General features: G+C 51.3%; 15 protein-coding genes. 5 read left to right on the top strand and 10 right to left on the bottom strand.

Annotation, left to right across the window (positions count from 1 at the left end; all coding sequences use genetic code 11):
• Positions 1–32: 32 nt before the first annotated feature.
• Positions 33–725 carry a FadR/GntR family transcriptional regulator gene (locus tag PsW64_RS18190; protein WP_057465458.1) on the bottom strand — a complete coding sequence of 231 codons (693 nt, stop codon included), beginning with the start codon at positions 723–725 and terminating at the stop codon, positions 33–35.
• Between the two features lie 549 nt (positions 726–1,274).
• On the opposite strand from PsW64_RS18190, the gene PsW64_RS18185 reads away from it, so the two are divergent.
• The gene (locus PsW64_RS18185) at positions 1,275–2,219 is read left to right on the top strand and encodes a 2-hydroxyacid dehydrogenase (protein WP_063304478.1); all 945 of its coding nucleotides are present in this window, start codon (positions 1,275–1,277) and stop codon (positions 2,217–2,219) included.
• Positions 2,220–2,337: 118 nt separating this feature from the next.
• On the top strand, positions 2,338–3,360 hold the full coding sequence (locus tag PsW64_RS18180; protein ID WP_082831158.1) for a LacI family DNA-binding transcriptional regulator: 1,023 nt from the start codon (positions 2,338–2,340) through the stop codon (positions 3,358–3,360).
• A gap of 6 nt (positions 3,361–3,366) precedes the next feature.
• Here PsW64_RS18180 and PsW64_RS18175 read toward each other — a convergent pair whose 3' ends face one another.
• From PsW64_RS18175 to PsW64_RS18150, 6 genes are all read right to left on the bottom strand, one after another.
• A complete protein-coding gene (locus PsW64_RS18175) occupies positions 3,367–4,332 on the bottom strand; it encodes an aldo/keto reductase (protein WP_063304477.1) in 966 nt (321 codons plus the stop codon).
• 128 nt (positions 4,333–4,460) lie between these two features.
• Entirely contained in the window at positions 4,461–6,827 is a 2,367-nt protein-coding gene (locus tag PsW64_RS18170) for a HEAT repeat domain-containing protein (protein ID WP_063304476.1), read from the bottom strand.
• A 196-nt stretch (positions 6,828–7,023) separates the two neighbouring features.
• Positions 7,024–9,699, bottom strand: a complete 2,676-nt coding sequence (locus PsW64_RS18165) for an arsenate reductase (azurin) large subunit (protein ID WP_063290484.1) — start codon at positions 9,697–9,699, stop codon at positions 7,024–7,026.
• 10 nt (positions 9,700–9,709) lie between these two features.
• Positions 9,710–10,306: an arsenate reductase (azurin) small subunit gene (locus PsW64_RS18160; protein WP_193757822.1), complete on the bottom strand. Its 597-nt coding sequence runs from the start codon at positions 10,304–10,306 to the stop codon at positions 9,710–9,712.
• A 12-nt stretch (positions 10,307–10,318) separates the two neighbouring features.
• Positions 10,319–11,461: a cytochrome-c peroxidase gene (locus PsW64_RS18155; RefSeq protein WP_063290485.1), complete on the bottom strand. Its 1,143-nt coding sequence runs from the start codon at positions 11,459–11,461 to the stop codon at positions 10,319–10,321.
• 12 nt (positions 11,462–11,473) lie between these two features.
• Positions 11,474–12,547, bottom strand: a complete 1,074-nt coding sequence (locus PsW64_RS18150) for a cytochrome-c peroxidase (protein WP_063290486.1) — start codon at positions 12,545–12,547, stop codon at positions 11,474–11,476.
• 273 nt (positions 12,548–12,820) lie between these two features.
• Here PsW64_RS18150 and PsW64_RS18145 point away from each other — a divergent pair, with 273 nt between their 5' ends.
• Positions 12,821–13,588, top strand: a complete 768-nt coding sequence (locus PsW64_RS18145) for a Crp/Fnr family transcriptional regulator (RefSeq protein WP_208980871.1) — start codon at positions 12,821–12,823, stop codon at positions 13,586–13,588.
• Between the two features lie 54 nt (positions 13,589–13,642).
• On the opposite strand, the gene PsW64_RS18140 is transcribed toward PsW64_RS18145, so the two are convergent.
• The 3 genes from PsW64_RS18140 to PsW64_RS18130 form a co-directional block, all read right to left on the bottom strand.
• Positions 13,643–14,500 carry an ABC transporter six-transmembrane domain-containing protein gene (locus tag PsW64_RS18140; protein WP_063291464.1) on the bottom strand — a complete coding sequence of 286 codons (858 nt, stop codon included), beginning with the start codon at positions 14,498–14,500 and terminating at the stop codon, positions 13,643–13,645.
• Between the two features lie 81 nt (positions 14,501–14,581).
• Complete coding sequence (locus PsW64_RS18135; protein WP_063304475.1) at positions 14,582–15,730, bottom strand: DNA alkylation repair protein; 1,149 nt, start codon at positions 15,728–15,730, stop codon at positions 14,582–14,584.
• Positions 15,723–16,055 carry a hypothetical protein gene (locus PsW64_RS18130; RefSeq protein ID WP_063304474.1) on the bottom strand — a complete coding sequence of 111 codons (333 nt, stop codon included), beginning with the start codon at positions 16,053–16,055 and terminating at the stop codon, positions 15,723–15,725. Before PsW64_RS18130 ends, PsW64_RS18135 begins: the two co-directional genes overlap by 8 nt.
• Before the next feature lie 69 nt (positions 16,056–16,124).
• Between PsW64_RS18130 and PsW64_RS18125 the strand changes: the two genes are divergently transcribed.
• Both PsW64_RS18125 and PsW64_RS18120 read left to right on the top strand, forming a co-directional pair.
• Positions 16,125–16,883, top strand: a complete 759-nt coding sequence (locus PsW64_RS18125; RefSeq protein WP_063304473.1) for a helix-turn-helix transcriptional regulator — start codon at positions 16,125–16,127, stop codon at positions 16,881–16,883.
• Between the two features lie 157 nt (positions 16,884–17,040).
• Complete coding sequence (locus PsW64_RS18120; protein ID WP_208980937.1) at positions 17,041–19,218, top strand: esterase-like activity of phytase family protein; 2,178 nt, start codon at positions 17,041–17,043, stop codon at positions 19,216–19,218.
• The last annotated feature ends 201 nt before the right edge of the window (positions 19,219–19,419 follow it).

Below are 19,419 nucleotides of genomic sequence, written 5' to 3'. Positions count from 1 at the left end.
GGAGGGCTCGCAACAAATGGGGCGAGCCTTTTCTATTTAAATTGGTCCCCAAAGAAGCCGATGTGGTTTCGCATCTCACGGCGTGCACCTTCAACATCGCGCGCTCTGATCGCGTCCAGAATAGCCTTATGCTCTTCGATCCCGTGCCGACGTGCAAACTCAGGTAGTAACGGGTACAGCCCTTTGCTCATGTTCATACCAACAAGGATTTGCGGCTTCATAACTTCGTAAACAGCTGCTGCATATTCATTCTTGGCAGCTTTCACCACCGCAGAATGAAAACGCATGTCACCATCAATGGTGCCGACAGAGTCCAGCCCATCGCTGTGGATCTGCGCCAACGCAGCATCCAACTCTGCCATCTCTTCATCAGTCCAGCGCTCAGCAGCCAACGCCGCCATCTCGCCTTCAAAGGCCATACGGGTTTCCTGGCATTGAATAACGTCACCAATGCCGGAAATCGCAAATTCTCCGAGTGTGGGCGCAAAAGGCGTTGGAGTGACGTGCTCCTTGATGACAAAGCTGCCAGAGCCACGCACAGTCTTGATGTACCCCTCCTTACGCAGGCGCTCCATCGCACCGCGTACAACAGGACGTGAGACGCCATACCGCTCGCACAGCGCATTTTCTGTCGGAAGCTTAAGACCTTCCGGAAATTCTCCGGAGTCGACAGCATCTTTCATCTTGTCGTAAACCGCATTCGAGAGGTTTGCTGGACGGGCCACCACTCACACTCCAATTATTCTTGTTTTTTAAGCTGTTTGCAGCCTTGGAAGTTTATTAATTTACAACAGCCGCCCTAAGCTAACAAGCTTGCCACCCTAAACCGGACCCTTTGACGCCTGGCCTCTCAAACCAAAAGAAATAAATAGCAAAATCAGTTAGATAGAAGAATTCTAAAGGCAACTCCATAAGCAGACAACCATGTTCTCTAACCAGACTGCGACATTATGTAGTCTACTTATTTACAGCGCATCTTCCTAATATATCTGAGAGGGATTGTGGGTCTCTCCAAGGTTGGGGGTGTTATTATGCGTCGACTTCCTTTTAAGACTGTTCAGTGTGCGGCAACTGACTTCTGTGGCACCGTCGCTGTAACGAGTATTCTGGTAGGCATTCTCTATCTGATTTTCACGTTCACATGAGTTCGGCGGGTTTCCTGACACGTTGAAACGCAGGCATCTGTGGGGCAGTCAAAACTTCCCACTGGCGAACGTCTGCAACTTGATGCATTCTTGACTTTGATGCTCAAGTAATCTTCAGATGACTGTCTTATGATCGATGTTCTTCAACTAAGCCCTTATGCGCCCAATGAAATCAACGAGGAGCTGGAAAAATGCGCCCCGCTTGCTCGTTATTGGGAACTTCAACAAGACGAAGAGCTGAGAGCTCGAACCTTGCCGAACATCCGCATCGTCGCAACCAAGGGTGATGTTGGCCTCTCCAGTGAGCTGATGGCAGAAATGCCCAACCTTGAGCTTATTGCGGTCTATGGCGCAGGTTACGATAAAGTTGACCTGAAACAGGCCCGCGATAAAAACATCATCATCACAACCACACCAGACGCCTTGACCGAAGCCGTGGCCGATCATGTCGTGGCCCTTGCTCTGGCATCCTCTCGCCGAATTGCAGAGGGAGACCGCTTTATCCGCAATGGCGACTGGCTCAACGGCAAATTGGGCATCGGCTACAGCCTGCGAGGTAAAACACTCGGCATCTTTGGATATGGCCGCATTGGCAGAAAAGCCGCCAAAATTTTAGGCGGCACATTTGGCATGCAAATTTTGTACTGTGATCGCAACGCAGACCCGAAACAAGATAAACAATGCCGGTCCTCTCCGTTGGAACTGGCAAGCGAATCCGACGTGCTTGTCATTGCTGCATCTGGCAGCCCGGACACAAAAAATATTATAGATATTAATATATTAGAAGCTCTGGGCCCGAGCGGGCTTTTGATCAATATCGCCCGTGGTTCATTGGTAAACACTCAACATTTGATCACTGCACTTGAGAACAGAACACTCGGGGCCGCAGCCTTGGATGTATTTCCGGATGAGCCTAATGTTCCCAATGAGCTGATCGCGTCCCCCTACACAACCCTGACCCCTCACCTTGCGAGTGCCACACTCGAAACCAGACGAGAAATGGGGCGCCAAGTGATTGAAAATATTTCATCTTACAGGAAAAATGGAGAAGTATTTAACCGGCTAATTTTCTAACCTATACGTAACCCAAATAACATTTACATAGAAAAAACAAAAATATAGCTCACACGCATACGATTCAGGTGTTATTGTCACCTGATAATTCAACTTACTTTATAAATAAAGCAAATTCATGCCTTTAAAAAAATCCAAAGTTACTGTGTCCGATATTGCGAAAGCAGCGGGAGTATCCGTCGCGACTGTCTCGAATACCATAAATGACACAGGTCGAATGACCGATGAAACCAAAGCTCGCGTAAAGAAAGCTATGCAAGAGCTGGGGTTTGTCAGAGATTACAACGCCGCCAAACTCCGGTCTGGCCGTTCGCGGCTGGTCGGCGTTCTCGTGCCGGATATTTCAATTCCATTTTACGCTGAGTTCTGCACGTCACTGGAAGCAGCTCTCTCAGAGCACGGCTACCTGCCCGTTATCGCCAATGTCGGCGAAGACACCAAGCGCCAGCAAACCATGCTTGAAGAAGTCATCGGCCACGGCGTCGCAGGCATAGCAATCAGCCCGAGCGCAGGCACGAAAAGAAGTGACTTCGAGATCGCCAACACGCGCAGAATTCCCGTGGTCACCTTCTGCCGGGAAATTGAAGGTCTGGCGATGGACTACATTGGCTCAAACAATTATCAGGCTGCCCAGCTGGCCACAAAGCATCTGCTTGAGCAAGGCCATCGCAAGTTCGCAATGATTGCAGGTCTGCAGGAAACCATGCCGGGCCGAGAACGCAAACGCGGCTTCTACGACGCCTTAAAAGCAGCGGGCATTCCTGAATCTGACATCCATGTTGAAGTATGCGGCTTTGATCGTGAATGCGGACGCATAAAAGCGCAGCAACTTGTCTCAAACAAGGCTGAGTTCACCGCCCTGCTCTGCCACAATGATCTAGTCTCAGTGGGCGCAGCTGCAGAACTCAAGAAAGCAGGTCGGAACATCGGTGAAGACCTGGCCGTAGTTGGCTTCGACAACCTGCCAGAAGGTGAAGCATGGACTCCAGCACTGACCTCGGTTGAAAGCTACCCGCGCACCATCGGAAAGGACGTTGCCAACTTACTCATCAAACGTCTGGATGGAGAACCGACACCAACCACCACAGAACGGGTAGAGCCGCATTTATTGGTACGCGACTCCTCCAGTTTTAAGGTCTAAGACCCCTTATTCAGGACGCGGCTCGTCCCAAAGGTTTTCCCAGGTGTACGGGCTGCCGGACAAGAAGTACTCATCGCCTGGAATAAAGCGATGGTTCTTGTCCAGATGCGCGATGCGAGACATGTCATGCTCATCAAGATCGCACTCGAGCGCTGCCAGATTTTGTGCCAGACGTTCAGGATTACCTGACTTTGGCACAACGATAACATCGTTCTGGATCGCCCATTTCAGCACCACCTGAGATGTCGTCGCTCCATGCTTCCCAGCAATCTCTTCAATGACAGGGTGAGCAAGAACAACATCCTGCTTCTGCGCATCCGTCAGATCCGCTGGAACACCACGTCCAAGCGGAGAGTATGCAGTCAGCGCAATGTTGTTGTGCAGGCTGTAAGAGCGAAGATCATTCTGCTGAAGGAAAGGATGCAACTCCACCTGATTAACAGCCGGAACAACCCGCGCTTCCATAATCAAATCTTCCAGCTTTTGCGTGCTGAAGTTGGAAACACCGATCGTGTTCGCTAGACCATCATCAAAGCACTCTTCCAGCGCCCGCCATGTATCCATCAGCGGCACATCTTCAAGCGAATAATAGTCTTCCGAGCTGGTAGGCTTCTTCACGCCCGTCTTCAGCGCCACAGGCCAGTGCATGAGGTAAAGATCAAGGTAGTTCAGCTGAAGGTCCGCTAGAGTCTTTTCCAGCGCGCCTCTCACATCTTCAGGCTTATGAAAGCTGTTCCATAGCTTGGAGGTGATGAAGAGTTCGCTGCGCTTGATGCCCTCTTCCTTCATGGCATCAGCAATCGCCTGCCCAATCTCAGCTTCATTGTCGTACATCATCGCACAATCGATGTGGCGATACCCAGCAGTCAACGCCGCACGAAGTGCAGGATAGGTCTTACCCTCTCCAAAGTTCACCGTACCAAGGCCCAGCATTGGCATCTTGTAACCGGTAGAAAGTGTCTTGGATCGCATGATGCCCCCTCCAAAAAAAGAAAACCTGCCAGCAAACGCCAGCAGGTTTCCTTACAACGTATTCCGCACCAGATAAATACCGATGCCCATCTCGAGATTTGGTTTCGCCTCATTTGAGAGCAGAAACCTCAAGCCACGTATTTGTTCAGCACTTCAAGAGCCGCCAGCTTGCGGGAAAGATCTCCATCCAGCCACTGCTCCATAGCACCAAGAACGTTCTCCTGAGCATAGCAACGCAAACACGTTGCGGCTCCGGGAATAAGAACGCCATTTTCCATCTGCGCAGCTTCGAAAATCTCATCCAGATTACTGGTATCTGAGTTTGCACTCACAAGCTCCAGCGCAGTCACTCGCAGGCGGCGACGCGGGCTTTTGAGATAGCTACGCACATCAATGTTAGTGTCAGGTTTTCCGGCCAAAACTTTCAGTGCGGACGCAGAGACAGCGTCAGTTTTGTCCTTCAGAGCTGCCGTCACAACCTTCTCAGCTTCTGGATTTGAGGAGGTGCCAAGCAGCTCAACACGCATTGCACGCACAGCCACATCATTCTCTGGCGGCAAAGCAAGGATACGCTCGATGGCTTCCTCAGAAAGCTCAAGCCCATTCTCAACCAGATGAACGAGGCTCTGACTAGCCGCGAACCGAACCTGCATCTGACGATCAGACAAAGCAGACACCAGCGCATCAATCAGTTCAGGCCGCTTCGCATCACCACATATGCGCAAGGCCAGCAAGCGAATATCCAAAGCAGGATCATCCGGACGACCCGGCACAACGCGCTTCTTCTCAATCAGCTCATTCGCAAGCTCGAGGAAGTGCATATCTTTCTTGCCAAGATCGACAGGCTCTTCAGCCAGCTTCTCAATCTCGTCTTCAGTGTTCAGGATCGCACCGAGTGTTGAGCCCGGGAAGGCAACAACATTGTCAGGCAGGTCTTCCACACGCTCAATAGCGCCCTCTGGCACGTCTTCAGCAACCACTGGATCAGCACCAGCAGTGACCTTAGCAACCAGCTCTTCAGCGGAAGGCTCTTCGGCAACAACCTCTTCCTCAGCGACCACTTCATTTGGCGCCTGAGGCTCAATCACATTGCCTTCACGATCAATCTGAATGCGCGGCTGCTTGCCGTCACCCTTGCCATTGCTACCCAGATCAGACGGATCTTTTTCTTTTGCGCCGTCGAGAATATCCTGATCATGCGCTTCAGGCATCAGCTTGCCAGAAACCGCCCAAACCAGCTGTACAGCAGCATTGTCCGCAAAATCACCTTCACCTTCAGCCAGCTTGGCCAGAGAGTTCAGGGCAGCAAGACGGATTTCCTGTTCTGCGCTTGTCACCTGTTCTTGCAAAACAGCAAGTCCATCAACGCTCGGCTTCTCGCCGTGAAGCACGATAAACGCTTTCAACACTGCTTCCTCCTGACGGTGGACAGCAATCTCACTCAACAGAGCCGTCGCAGCTTCACTCTCAACCTTCGCAAGGACAGGTACAAGCGCGGCAACAAAAGCATCACTAGCACTACGCAAAGAGCGTTCAATCCGCTCGATTAGCGCATCCGGCTTGGTGATTTCAGAAGAAGCCATCCGCCCAAGCGCCATAATACGCAGGGTCTCCTCCTCGTCTTCAAAAGCAACCTTTTCAAGCTTTGAGTAGGAGAGTTTACCAGATGCTTTCAGTGCCAGACGACGCATTTGCGGTTCACTATCAGCCAGCAATACAGCCAGATCCGCTTCCTCACCACGAGCCATCAGCACTTCAGCCGCAGCAACCCGCACATCAGGATCAGCATCTGCAAACAGCACACGCAGGATCTCACCAACCCGCTCATCCTTCGCAGAGGAGAGCGCACGCGCCGTATGTTCACGCACACGAGCAGATGCATCTGTCGCCAGTGAGGCCAGTTCAAGCAACCCGGCAACGCCCATCTCAGAAAGCGCCATGGTCACTTCCGGCCAAACTTCCTGACCAAATGGATCGCGGGCAGCTTCCAACAAAGCAGCAGCAGATGCTTCACATTTCAACGTACCCAGCGCCAGAATGGACTTGCGCTGCACATCCAGCCACTCATCCCATTCAGCACCGTAACCGTCCCACGCAACATCATCTTCGCAACGGTCTTTAGCTAGCTTTGTCAGCCATTCTTCCGCAACTGTACCGCCAACAATTGCAAGTCCGTCAATGGCAGAAAGCTTCACTTCCAACACTGGATCGTTCTGCAAGCTCCACAGCAGAACATCAGCATCCAGGCCTTTGCCTGCGCTGATCAGAGCTTCAACCGCATCACTGCGGACGTCTTCATCTTCATCTCGCAGCGCTTCAGCAAGCGCAGCATGAGCAGTCGAAGTGCCAAATTTTCCAAGAATTTGAGCGGACAGACACTTTTCGCGCTCTTCGCCGTTTGCAAGCAACTCACACAAGATTTTCACGAGCTTATCAGTAGCTTCGGTCTGCTCCACTGCAAAATCCTGATCTAAATGCCTGATGGAAACCGTCATGATTGGCTTTTCTCCTCAAGCGTATTCCCGAGTAGTGGACTCCGGTGTTCGGGCAAGAATACGCAAAACAAAAACTTAAAGCAGGTTGAAAACAAACTGACTTAAGGCCCACTTCTGCAAAAAGGCTCAAATGCGCGAGCCCCTTGGCACAAGCGGAAAAAGAACTGGCGGGATAGCCCCGCCAGCTCCTGATTTCCTATGCAATATCGCGACGTGCGAAAGACATAGACCGGAAACTATCCTTATATGGGCTCGTGCCGATCTTCTTGATGCGACCAACACCCATCTTGTAGTTGTAGTTACCGCTGATCCAGTCCACCACGCGGCCAGACAGAGCATTTGCTGGCTGTGCAGTGTGCAGGAAGTCCATGTAAAGCATGCCCTTCTTCAGCGCTGGGGTAACAATAGCTACCGCAGTAATAGCGCCTTCAGTCAGCTCGATATGGCCTTCATCCATCAGTTTGGTAAAGGTGAAGTCATCGCCTTCAATACCCACTGTGGTATCTGTCTGAACCGGAATACGGTCAGAGAAGAGCATCACGTAGTCACCGTTCTCGATACCGCGCTCTTTCGCATCATCTGGGTGGATTTCAACCCAGTTTTCAGGCCAGCGCTGCACGATGTAAGGACGACGGCGGTCATCATAACCAGACTGCCAACGCTCGTTGATACGACCGGAAGTCACCCAAAGCTCATCATCCTTCGGCTTCATCCATGCCCAATAATCGGAGAACAGGCTCCATGGGCTCTTCTGGATGTTGCACTTACCAGTTTGAGAGTTGAAGTGAGTGAGCTTCTTGTTGTAGCGGTTGGAACCGGTTGGACCAGTCGCTGACAGTTCACGGGTTGTGTCATGCAAGCGTTGGGTACCCTGAAGGGTTCCGTCTTCAAGCATCACAACTGGGCCCTGAATACCGTCAGTACCGAACTCAGCAAACTTCTCGTGAAGAGTTTTGCCTTCCTTCTGAGCAGCAACCTTCAGCATAAAGAAGTCTTTACGGCTGCCACGTGAGAAGCGGGCTGCTTCTTCAAGCACTTCGTTGGAGTCTTTCCAATCGTAGCCTTTGAAGCCCATTTTCTTCGCGAGGTTCGCAACAATCCACCAGTCAGGTTTCGCTTCACCCGGTGCATCGTAGAATTTTGGATACAGACGCAGACGACGCTCACCGTTTGCACGGGTGAATGTATCTTCGCCCCAACCAGCAGCTGGGAAGACGATGTCTGCGAAACGTGCACCAATTGGATCTACGAGGTAGATGTCCTGGTTCACAACAACCATACCACCGCTATCTACACGCTTTTTCAGAGTGTCGATAATGGTCTGCTTGTCGTAAGAGCGCACCTGATTTGGGTTCTGAACAGTCAGCTCTTCAAACTTTGCAGCAAGAGACTGGGAACCACACATGGACTGAATCCAGGTGTTGCCAATCACGTGAGCAAAGCGGGTGTGACCACTCATCAGATACCGGTCGGTATCCATTGCGCGACGACGACGGCCTGGCAGTTTCTCAGGAGACTTGTTGCGTGGGTAAGACCCACCCTTCAAACCACCACGCTGGTGACCACCAGCACGGCCAATGACCTGCCCCGGACGACCGCCACAACCCGTGATAATACCAAGAGACGAAATCGCATTGGTGTTACCGGTGTTGTTGGACCAGTAGAAGCCTTTCTCGATCATAATGGAGGTCTTAGGACGGGATCCATCATCACGAGGCTTAGCCATCCACTCAGCAGCCTTGTAGATTTTCTCTACATCGATCTGAGCAGTCTCAGCAGCAGCTGTTGGTTCAAACTCATCCTGAGCCATCAGCCACTTAACGAAGTCATCGTAGCCTTTGGTCTGGAATTTGCCCCAGGTCGTACGCCACTGCCATGGAGTGTTACGAGTACCCTGACCGAAGCCTGAGGAGCTCTCCCACTTGTTGTTGACCCAATCGCGGATCCATTCAGCGTCCTGCCAACCGTTTTCGATGATCACACGAGCAATCGCGTTCACAACGAGAAGGTCAGTACCTGGCTGGATGTCGAGCCACAGACCACCATTCTTCTCCGCATAAGCCACACCAGCAGTACGGCGCGGGATCATGAAGATTGTCTTTTGACCGTTCTGGATGGCTGGCATAATCCAGTCAGTAAACAAAATGGTCTTGGACTCGTATGGGTCGGTACCGCAGATCATCAGAGTCTCGGCATCTTTCCAGTCCTGATAAGAAGGACCGAAGTTGTCGAAACCAGCATCACGGAAGCCCGGAGTGGACGTCACATCAGATGGAGTGTCGTGGAATGTGAAGTTCGCAGTGCTAACAGAGCGCAGAGCATACTTGGAAATCGCGTAGGTGTTTTCCATGTAGCCGTAGGAGAATGTTTTCACGCAGAAAGCGTTCTCGCCGTGCTTCTTGATAACGTGCTTACCAACTTCCGCAGCAATTTCCAGAGCCAGATCCCAGGTGACCGGCATCAACGTGCCAAACATGCGGATCATAGGTGACTTCAGACGATCGCGAGTTGGGGTCTGAGGGTTGTAAACCTTCTTCGCCAGCGCACCACCACGGATAGAAGAGTTACCATTGATGTTTACATGCTTGGTATCTTTATCCGGAATGATGATCACATGGTGAGGTTCGCCCTTGTGCAGCACAACGTTGTATTGGTTTGGAGCAACCCATGGGCCCAGCGGATCAACCGGGAAGTCGACGCCAAAGGCGTTTTCAGCGGCTTTTTCACCACCTACTTTTCCAGCCTTAACAGGCCAGCGATAGATCTTATAACCACACGCTACGATGCAATAATCACAAGCAGTGGAAAGAACATCAGCATCTACCGGAGGCAGCGGAATGTTTGTTCCAGGAATGTAGTAGGGAGTTGACATGATTTACTCCTCACCCTTTGAGATTGTCGTAGCGGCCATAGATCAGCCCGAACATACCAACAGCGTAGACATCGTCGCCGTCCAGCTCGAGAAGAACCTGAGGCAAGCTCTGGTAAGCCTGGCCGGAGATGAAGATACCGTGACGGGTTAGGTCAAAGGTGGTCAGATGCAGTGGGCATGGACCCAGAGCCTTATCACCTTTTTGATAGGTACCCTGCAGCGGACCACCCTGGTGAGTACAGGTATAGTTGAACGCTACAATGTCCTTGTCAGAGCCAATACCGCCACCAGCTTCCTTGCCCAACTTAACAATCATGGACTCGCAATAAGCGCCTTCGTCCGGATAGTTAAAGTCGAGCGGTTCGTCTTCTTTCAGCTCAGAAAGCTTACAAATGAACTTGCGCTCATAAGTGGAGACCATCGCAGGCACCTTCGCAGAGGAAGGACCAGACTTGAGAGCCACCATAACGGTGAAGGTAGAAATACCGGAAGTCAGCAGGAACTGACGGCGTGTCATTACACAACGCTTGCCAGTTTTTGCAATTTCCTCAGGGCCGTTCACGACCTCAATCATCTCAGGAGAGACGGACTTAGGTTGATGTGTCATCTCCATCTCCTCTTAATTCGTTACAGCCGGAAGCGGTTCATACTCAGGAAGATCAGGTGTTTCCATGAGAAGACGCTCGCCAGTGAAGCTTTCAACGAAGGCCACCAGATCAGCTTTCTCTTTGTCGGTCAGACCGAGAGGCTTAATCAGGTCGGTTTTCGTTGCAGCCCAATCATTAGTGCCACCACCCTGGTTGTAGAATTCTACGACGTCTTCCAGAGTTTCCAGCATGCCGTTGTGCATGTAAGGAGCGGTGTACTTGGTGTAACGCAGAGAAGGCACACGGAATTTGCCGAGGTCAGCATTCTGCTTGGTCACAAAGTAAAGGCCCGGATCGTCCTTCCACTTGCGGTATTTCTCTTCCGTGGAGCCTTTTGCAAAAAGCTCGAAGCGGAAGGTGATTTGCGCAAGCTCATCGTCTTCCCAACCGTCATAAGCTGGAACGCCGAGGTTGTAGTACTTCTGGTTGGAGATCAAAGCACCATCATGACAGGTAGAACAACCAGCCTTACCGGTGAACAGTTCCATACCGCGCTTCTGCTGATCACTCAGAGCATCATCATCACCGAGCATGTACAGATCAAACGGAGTATCACGCTGAACGATTGACCGCTCAAATGCAGCAATCGCCATATAAGCGTCACGCATCAGAGGGTATTCAGTACCGAACACATCGTTGAAGCGCTCACGATACTCAGGAATAAACGCAAGGCGCGCTTCCATCATGTCGTCTTCACCGTTACCGGCAACACCACCACGAGCAGCTGTACGGGCTTCTGCTTCCAAGGATTTGGAAACACCAGTCCAGAACAGGTTACCGTAGTATGCAGTGTTCACGATCGTTGGTGAGTTACGCCAGTGAACTGTACCCGGATAGCCCAGAGAGATCTTGTCAGGGAAATCCCAGCCAAGCTCTGGTAAATGACATGCCGAACATGGCATCGCACCGTTACCGGACAGACGTGGATCGAAGAACAGGAGCTTACCCAGCTCAACCTTTTCAGGTGTCATTGGGTTATCTGGTGGAGAAGGAGGCTCACCCAAAGGAGCCAGTTCTGCCGGGCGTTTTTCAGCCGCTTGAACACCAGCTGCAACTGCAACAATGGAAACACCAGCAAGTGCAATCACACTAATGGTTTTTTTGAATGTTGTCATTTTAGCAGCCCCCTAGTTCTTCTTGTTTTTCCAGTCTTCGATCAACTCGTAAGAGTAGTCGTCGGCTGTCCAAACATATTCAGGAGTATCGAAGCTGTCGCCAGACAAGGTCTTCAGGAACGCGACCAGATTGGCCTTTTCGCTGTTCTTCAGATTGAGAGGCTTCAGACGTGAGTCTTTGTTGACATCATCACCGCCACCCTGGTTGTAGAATTCTACGACGTCTTCAAGTGTCGCCAGCATGCCGTTGTGCATGTAAGGCGCAGTGTATGTCAGCTCACGAAGAGTTGGGGTCAGGAAGGAACGTTTGTTCTCTTCTTTATGATCCCGGATGAATGCACCCTGGTCTTCACGCAGGTTCATGTAGTTGTTAACGCCCATGAACTTCGCGTAAGTCACATAGGTGATGTGACGCAGTGGATCAGACCAGATATCAGGGTTGTTAGGAACACCGATATTGTGTGGTTGATCATCTGTGAAGCGGTTGCCCGTGTGACAGGAAGAACACCCTGCTTTGCCCATAAAGAGTTCATAACCGCGTCGTTCAGAAACGGTCAGCTCACCACGGTCAAACGCGGAACCTTGAGATGTAATGGATTTAAGGAATGCTTCTAAAGCACCGCGAGCACCACCGTTAGATGGTTCACCCTTACCCGCAGCTTTAAACATTTCAACGTAAACAGGATCTTGCTTCATGCGTTCCTGCATGATGCGCATATCCATGTTCATGATGTAGGTCTCTGTGATCATACCACGAGAGACATCGTTCAGGTTTGTACCTAAACGGCCATCATGCATCCAGGCTGCCCGGTGTCCGACATTCGCCAGTGTTGGCGTATTACGGAAACCTTCTGTACCTGTATATGCAGTAGAAAGCTTTTCGCCGTCTGTGAACCCCTTAGCTGGATCATGACATGTTGAACAGCTAAGGTTGGTGTCACCAGACAAACGGCTATCATAAAATAAGCGTTTTCCCAGTTCTACAAGAGCAGGTTTCTGCTCTATCTTTGCAACAGGCCCTAAATCTGTTGCGAATGCCGCAGTGCTTGTCATCAAAGCAATCGACATACTGACGAGAAGGCGCATTGTTACCCCCAGTTTGGCTGGGATGATACTAACAAGATTCGTTGTCAGGCAGCATCGATCCCCGAATACGCAGTATTTCTGCATGGAGCTGAACTGTTTTCATTGATTGCAATCAGTAGTTGGATTTAGGAGTTCTAAAGAATGATATTTTTTCACGCTCATCCGGTAACAAAATGTTGAATAAAAGTAATCCTTAGAATATTGATTTATATCAATGTCCTTGACTACAGGGGACTTTACGCCAAATCACGTAATAAGCGGGGAGCTTAACGCATGTCGGGGACAACCCCTCCAAAGATAGCGTCATCACCTGACCATCTTTCGTTTGAATGTGTTCAGGAATCCTGCGGTTTTAAGGGCGAGGAATGCCTCTGTCGCCCGATGCATCATCATTTCGAAAAAGCAGAATTACGTGCCGCCAGAACCATCGAGCTGAACGAAGGTGATCAACTGGCGCCAGAAGACTTTCCGGAACCTGTTGTTTTCGCAGTTCTCAATGGTGTGATCGCCGTTGAGAGCCACTTAAGTGACGGACGCCGATCCCTACTCACGCTTCGCTTCCCGGGTGAGTATCTGGACATGAACCGTGCAGACCGTCACGCGTCTGGTGAAGTGGTCGCGCTTGCACCAACTTTAGTGAAGCTGGTTCCACGCAATGTCTTCGAAGAATTGCTGCTGCTGGATTCCAACCTGCGCCGCATCTACTGGCGCCGCGCGACGGACATCATGCACCAGCAGTTCGACCATTCCTCTGATCTGGGCAAAAAAACCCCAACAGAGCGCATGGCCTCCTTTATCTTTGAGCTACGCAACCGCATGAGCATTCCACGCTTTGTGGAAGAGTTCACTCTGCCAATCTCCAGGCAATCCATTGCTGACTATCTTGGCCTGCGCGCTGAGACTGTAAGCCGTGTTCTGAAGAGCTTGGAGAAGGAAGGCGCTGTAAAGCTCATCGGCAAGCACAAGATTGCCGTTCTGGACTTCAAAGGCCTGCGCAAAATAGCAAATGGCGCACGTCCGCGCCTGTCAAACCATCGTTGATCTGATCACACGATTGTAAGGGCTGGTCATCGCGCCAGCTCTTCTTGCCTCAGCTTACTCTTCTTCTACATTGTTTATTCGCGTAGTGATCTCATTCAGGCGTGTCAGGCTTTGCATCGTCATAGGCAGCATGATGGCCGCCTCCACGAACTCCCACGAGTAAGCCACGATAGAAAAGATCATGCCTGTACTAATGTCGGGTAGCCCAGCCGCCAGGATCAGATTGATCACAATAAACGCAATCTGAAACAGGAAAATCACGCCATAAACAATGGCCTCCGTGTCAGAAAGACGAACTTCATGCATCCTTAGCGCACGCAGATGTCTCCAGACACCACGCCGGCTTCCTCTCTCAAGCACATGCACCTGGTTCTCTGTCTCTGCATTCAGGGCGGAATTGAGCAAATAAAACCGGTTGTTAAACGCCGAGTAAGTAAGCAGCATCAGAACGACGACAGTAAACGCCGACGCTGACAGCCACAAATGGAAGCCAGCAAGCACCACCAGAGCGACAATAATCTGGATAACAGCTGAAAGTACTTCAGGTACTTCCCCTTCCAGATAGTCCACCAGCTCTCTGCTCATGTTCAGCCGCGCTGCTCGTTTCGAAACCGGCTTATTCTGATGCCTCTGATCCAGTTCCGCCCCTAAATGGAGCCGGATTGTGCCATAGGCGCGGGTATCATAAATCCGGCGTGCAACCGCGATCACCGTCAGCCCAACAAGAACACCACCCATTATAATGACATTGTCGAACACCCCTTGAAGCAGGTCATCAATGGCAAATCCGATGAGCAACGGGATCAGTGCCATCAAAAAATTCTCTACAAGAACACCTGCCCATGTAAGACAAATCCGATAAGGAAATGTCTTCACAAGGGTAGAAAGTCCAAGATGTCCTTCTAAACGCATGATGCCCTCAACACACAAACAATAGATTGTCATTTTAGATAATCTATTGTCGCACGGTGTCAAGGCCTGCTCATTCGGCAGTTAAGCAACCACCTCTTCAACACCAACCAATTCAAAGGACCCAATCGGCGTCTCAACTCCGTTCAGCAACACTGCCAGCCGATGCTCTCCCTCGTAATACCGACGTGTTGTGATTGGCCGAATGCTGTGTTTGCCTGAAACACGAAGCGTCTGCCCAGCGCTCAACTCGCCTCTCCGCCACTTGAACACCTTTGGGGCCTGTGTCCCGTTCGCTTTACGATGGTAGATGACAAAGTCCAGCATAAACGGAACTGCCTTCTCAGAGGCATTGCTTATCTCCGCAGAAAAGGTCAGTCCTGACCCATAGACCACCCGATCAGTATCCAACATACTACGCACCACACGCGTATGTTCTGCATCATACCCAAGCACAGCAAGGCTCGGCAGATGGGCCGCCTTCACATTGCTCCGCAACGCATGCCGCACCAACCGCAATCTACGCTCGGTTGGTTGCTCGAGCCAGCGTCCACAAACCTCTGCAGTTAAATCAGGGTGATCCTTGGAAATGTCATTCAGATGATTTGCAACAGACCGGCGCACATACTCAGTCTCATCATCTTTAAGCTTCTCCAACAATGGCAGGCACTTATCTGGGGCTTCAATAAAGCCCTTCAATCGCTGTCCCCATGGCAACCTTGGCCGTGTTCCCTCAGAAACAAGCCGCCGCACATGCGCACATTCATCCTCAGCCCACTCAGCAAGAAGCGTCATTGCCTCCTCTTCATAGCGTTCAATAAACGGACGAATAGCAAACTCAGCTGAAAAGCGACGCGTCATCTCTTTCATAGCAGCCATCGAGAGCTCAAACTTCTCTAGGCCATAAAGCAGCACGTAATCGGAAAATGGCATTGTGACGAAGCCAGAAAGCCCGCTTCCATCATTCTCCCAGACTGGCTCATCCTCCATAGCCAACGGAGCCGAGAGCGTCGTCATCATAATCCGCAGCGCTTCGCTATAATCCTCAGGGAGATAACGGCGCAAGCAACGCGCCAGATGGAGCGAACGCTCTTTCAGCTCCAGTTCACTCAAACCATCCAGCGCTTCAGCTGTGAAACCAGAAGCAAGAAATGAGGGATGAACCCCTGCCAAAGCAGAGGCCATCCGTTCAATAGATGCTTGATTGAAAACCTCTTTAAAAGGCTCAGCCATAAGTACCCACCACACTAAAGAATTCCATTGCACCAGCTTTGCGCGGCTGATGTTCACGGCTCATATCAATCAAAGAAAAATACGCCTGTCCGGCTTCATGTTGACCAGCGGCGGCAAAAGCCTTTTCGCTTGCACTGCTATCCGCCCAAACAACAATATCAGCATAAGCACCATCTTCATGCTTCACCAATGAACGGCGAATAAACCCTTTATGCTCATTCAAAAACTCCGCCTGAAACCGCTCAGAAGCAGCAACAAGATCACTTTCACTCTTGCCCTCAGCAAGATGAAAGGGTGCAAACTCAATCACTTGGTTGGTCATCATTATTTTCCTTCAATATTCGGATGACCTGTTTGTATGGACATATATGTCATTTAATGACACATTTCTTTAATGAGCAATGAAACAAGCCGAGCAACCAGAGCAACAGCCCTAAAGCGCCTTGATAGACTTGAGCAGATTGAAGCACTGCTCAAGTCTGGCGAGTGTCCGACAACGCATGATCTGGCAAAAGAGCTCGGCATTTCCCAAAGAACTTTGTTCCGGGATCTGGAACTGCTCCGCGAGCGAGGTTTACCCATTGAGGCAGATAAAGGTCGCGGAGGCGGCATCCGCCTTCAATCCCGCTGGGGTGTCGGCCGCCTCAAGCTGGAATACAAGGAAGCGATCGACCTCCTCATCAGCCTCGCCATCGCAGAGAACATGCGTTCCCCTCTGCTGCTGGCCAACCTCAAACCGATCCGCCGCAAGTTGATCGCATCCTTCTCTCCAGAGCTCCGCTCCCGTGTCGACACATTGAAGTCCCGCATCTGGATTGGCGAAACGGCTTCTCTTCATGTCTATGGATCTTTTGAAGAATTTGACAGCGAAGCAATAAGCCCTGTCAACGAAGCCTTCTTGATGAGCAAGTGCATCCATATCCAATATAGCGATCAGAACGGCAACCTTTCTCACCGAACCATCGAGCCACACTACCTTTTTCTGAGTTACCCGGTTTGGTACATTATGGCTTGGGATCACCTTCGCAGCGCCGTCCGCACCTTCCGTCTCGATCGCATAAAATCCGCCCAGATGCACGACAAAGGCTTCGCCCTAAAGCCCAAAAAGCCCTTCATAGACGCCATCGACGGCATCGAACCCGCAACGCCTTAGTCGTTGATGTACCTTAGTCATCAAAGCTTCAACAAACATTCATAGGCCTGCCATGCGGTGCCCCTAACCAGAAAGCACTTAACCGCAAAACTATTCTGACAGGGGATTTTTCATGCGCGTTCTTCGCACTTCACTCTTGGGCGGCATTTCCGTTACTATGTGGGCAGCTGGCCTTTCTACTGCAAATGCATCTGAAGCAAAGTTCTTTAAACGCATCGCGACCATGCCGGTTTACGAAACACTGGCGGAAGGCGTAGACCGCAAATCCGAAACCGTCGCAGAAATCATTGCTGCATCTGAAGACGGCAAAACCCTTGCTTTCACCGATGGCCCTCAGGAAGCAATCGTCTTTCTTGATGCAACCAATCCCGCACAGCCAAAGCCAGCAGGCCGCACAGCTCTAGGCGGCGAGCCGACTTCTGTTGCAATTTCAGGTGATTACACGTTCGCAGGCGTCAATACCTCTAAGAGCTACACCGCACCTTCTGGCTATGTGGCCGTTATCAACACCGCAACAAAACAGATTGTTGCGAAGTGCGATGTCAAAGGCCAGCCAGACTCCGTTGCAGTATCCAAAGACGGCAAGTTCCTTACGATCGCCATTGAGAACGAGCGTGACGAAGACCTGAAGGATGGTGCTCTGCCGCAGATGCCTGCAGGTTTCCTCACCATCTTCGATCTGGACCAAAACGGCATGCCGAAAAACTGCGATGCCGTGCGTATCGTGGAAATGACAGGCCTTGCAGCTGAAGGCGGAGATGATCCGGAACCAGAGTTTGTTTCCATCAACGGCAACAACCAAGCCGTTGTTACCCTTCAGGAAAACAACCACCTGGCAATCGTTGACCTCGCTTCCGGCAAGATCACCAACCACTTTTCCGCTGGTACCGCGACAGCACAAAACGTGCCGGTCAGGAAAGCTCGTGCCTCTGATGCGTCTGGCTCAAAGGTAGATATTCCCCGTGAACCGGATGCTGTGGCCTGGATTGATGATAATCGCTTTGTGACGGCAAATGAGGGGGATTACAAAGGCGGGTCTCGTGGGTTCACCATCTGGAACAAAGACGGCACCATCGAGTTTGACAGTGGCAACCAGATGGAACATCTGGGCATGTCACACGGGCATTACCCGGCCAAGCGTGCGCACAAGAAGGGCACTGAGCCAGAGGGTGTAACCGTTGGTAAGTTCAGCGGCGAGACCCTGATTTTCGTGAACTCCGAACGCGGAAACTTCGTAGCAGTGTACCGCGACACCGGCACCAAACCAGAATTCGTTCAGTTCCTGCCAACGCACATCGGTCCGGAAGGCCTGCTGGCGATCCCATCCCGCAATCTCTTCGTTGTTGCCAACGAGAAGGACAACGTAGAGGACAAAGTCCGCGCCCATGTCGGTCTCTATGAGTTTGGCGCGACCTCTGCTGAGTACCCGCAGCTGGTTTCCAACATCGACCCGGAAACCAACGCACCCATTGGCTGGGGCGCGATCTCCGGCATGGTCGCAGACAAAACCGATGCCAACAAACTCTATGCCGTCTCAGACAGCTTCTACGACAACGCCCGCATCTTCACGCTGGATGTTTCCAAACAGCCCGTTGAAATCACAGGCCACATGGATCTGACCGGCGGCACCGCCAAGAAGTACGACCTCGAAGGCATCGCCCTGCGCAAAGACGGCGGCTTCTGGTTGGCATCAGAAGGCAACGCGAAGAAGGAAATGGAGCACTTCCTGCTTCAAGCCTCTGCGCATGGCATCATCGAAAAAGAGATCAAACTACCAGAGAGCCTCATCGCACAGGCAAAACGCTTCTCTCTGGAAGGCGTAACTGAGTTTGTGATGAACGGCAAAACTCTCGTGGCCGTTGCTGTACAGCGTGAGTGGAACGACGATCCAAAGGGCATGACCAAGATTGGCATCTACAACCCTGCTGATGAGAGCTGGGGCTTTGTACACTACCCGCTGGACGCACCACGCAGCGCAGCCGGTGGCTGGGTCGGTCTTTCCGAAATCACATCTCTTGGCAACGGCAAGTTCGCAGTCGTAGAGCGTGACAACAAAGGCGGCAAGGAAGCAGCCATCAAGCAAGTTACTGTGATCTCTCTGGAAGGCATCACCCCTGCCCCGCATGGCGCTGAGCTGCCAGTGCTGACCAAGAAGGTCACTCTCGATCTTCTCCCAGCCATGTCCGCAACCAACGGCTGGACACCGGACAAGGTTGAAGGTCTGGCAATCACCAAAGATGGTCGCATCCTCATCTCCACCGACAATGATGGCGTGGACGATGCAAACGGCGAAACTCTGTTCTTCTCCATGGGTGATGCAACTCAGCTGAACTAGCCGATTGAAATTTAGGAGACAACAAAGCCCGGTCGAGCAATCTGCCGGGCTTTGTGCTGTCTCAAGGCAACAACGCAAAGCCGACGAACCTACTCAGAGCCAGTAGATATTACTACCTACAAACAATCTATGCGTGCTGTATCAAACAATACAGCCATCAACCAAACTAAATCACAACAATACAACCACCAATTACTATTG

Origin of the sequence: Pseudovibrio sp. W64, assembly GCF_001623145.1 — a bacterium.
GTDB lineage: Bacteria > Pseudomonadota > Alphaproteobacteria > Rhizobiales > Stappiaceae > Pseudovibrio.
This window is presented reverse-complemented; position numbering and strand designations above follow the sequence as displayed.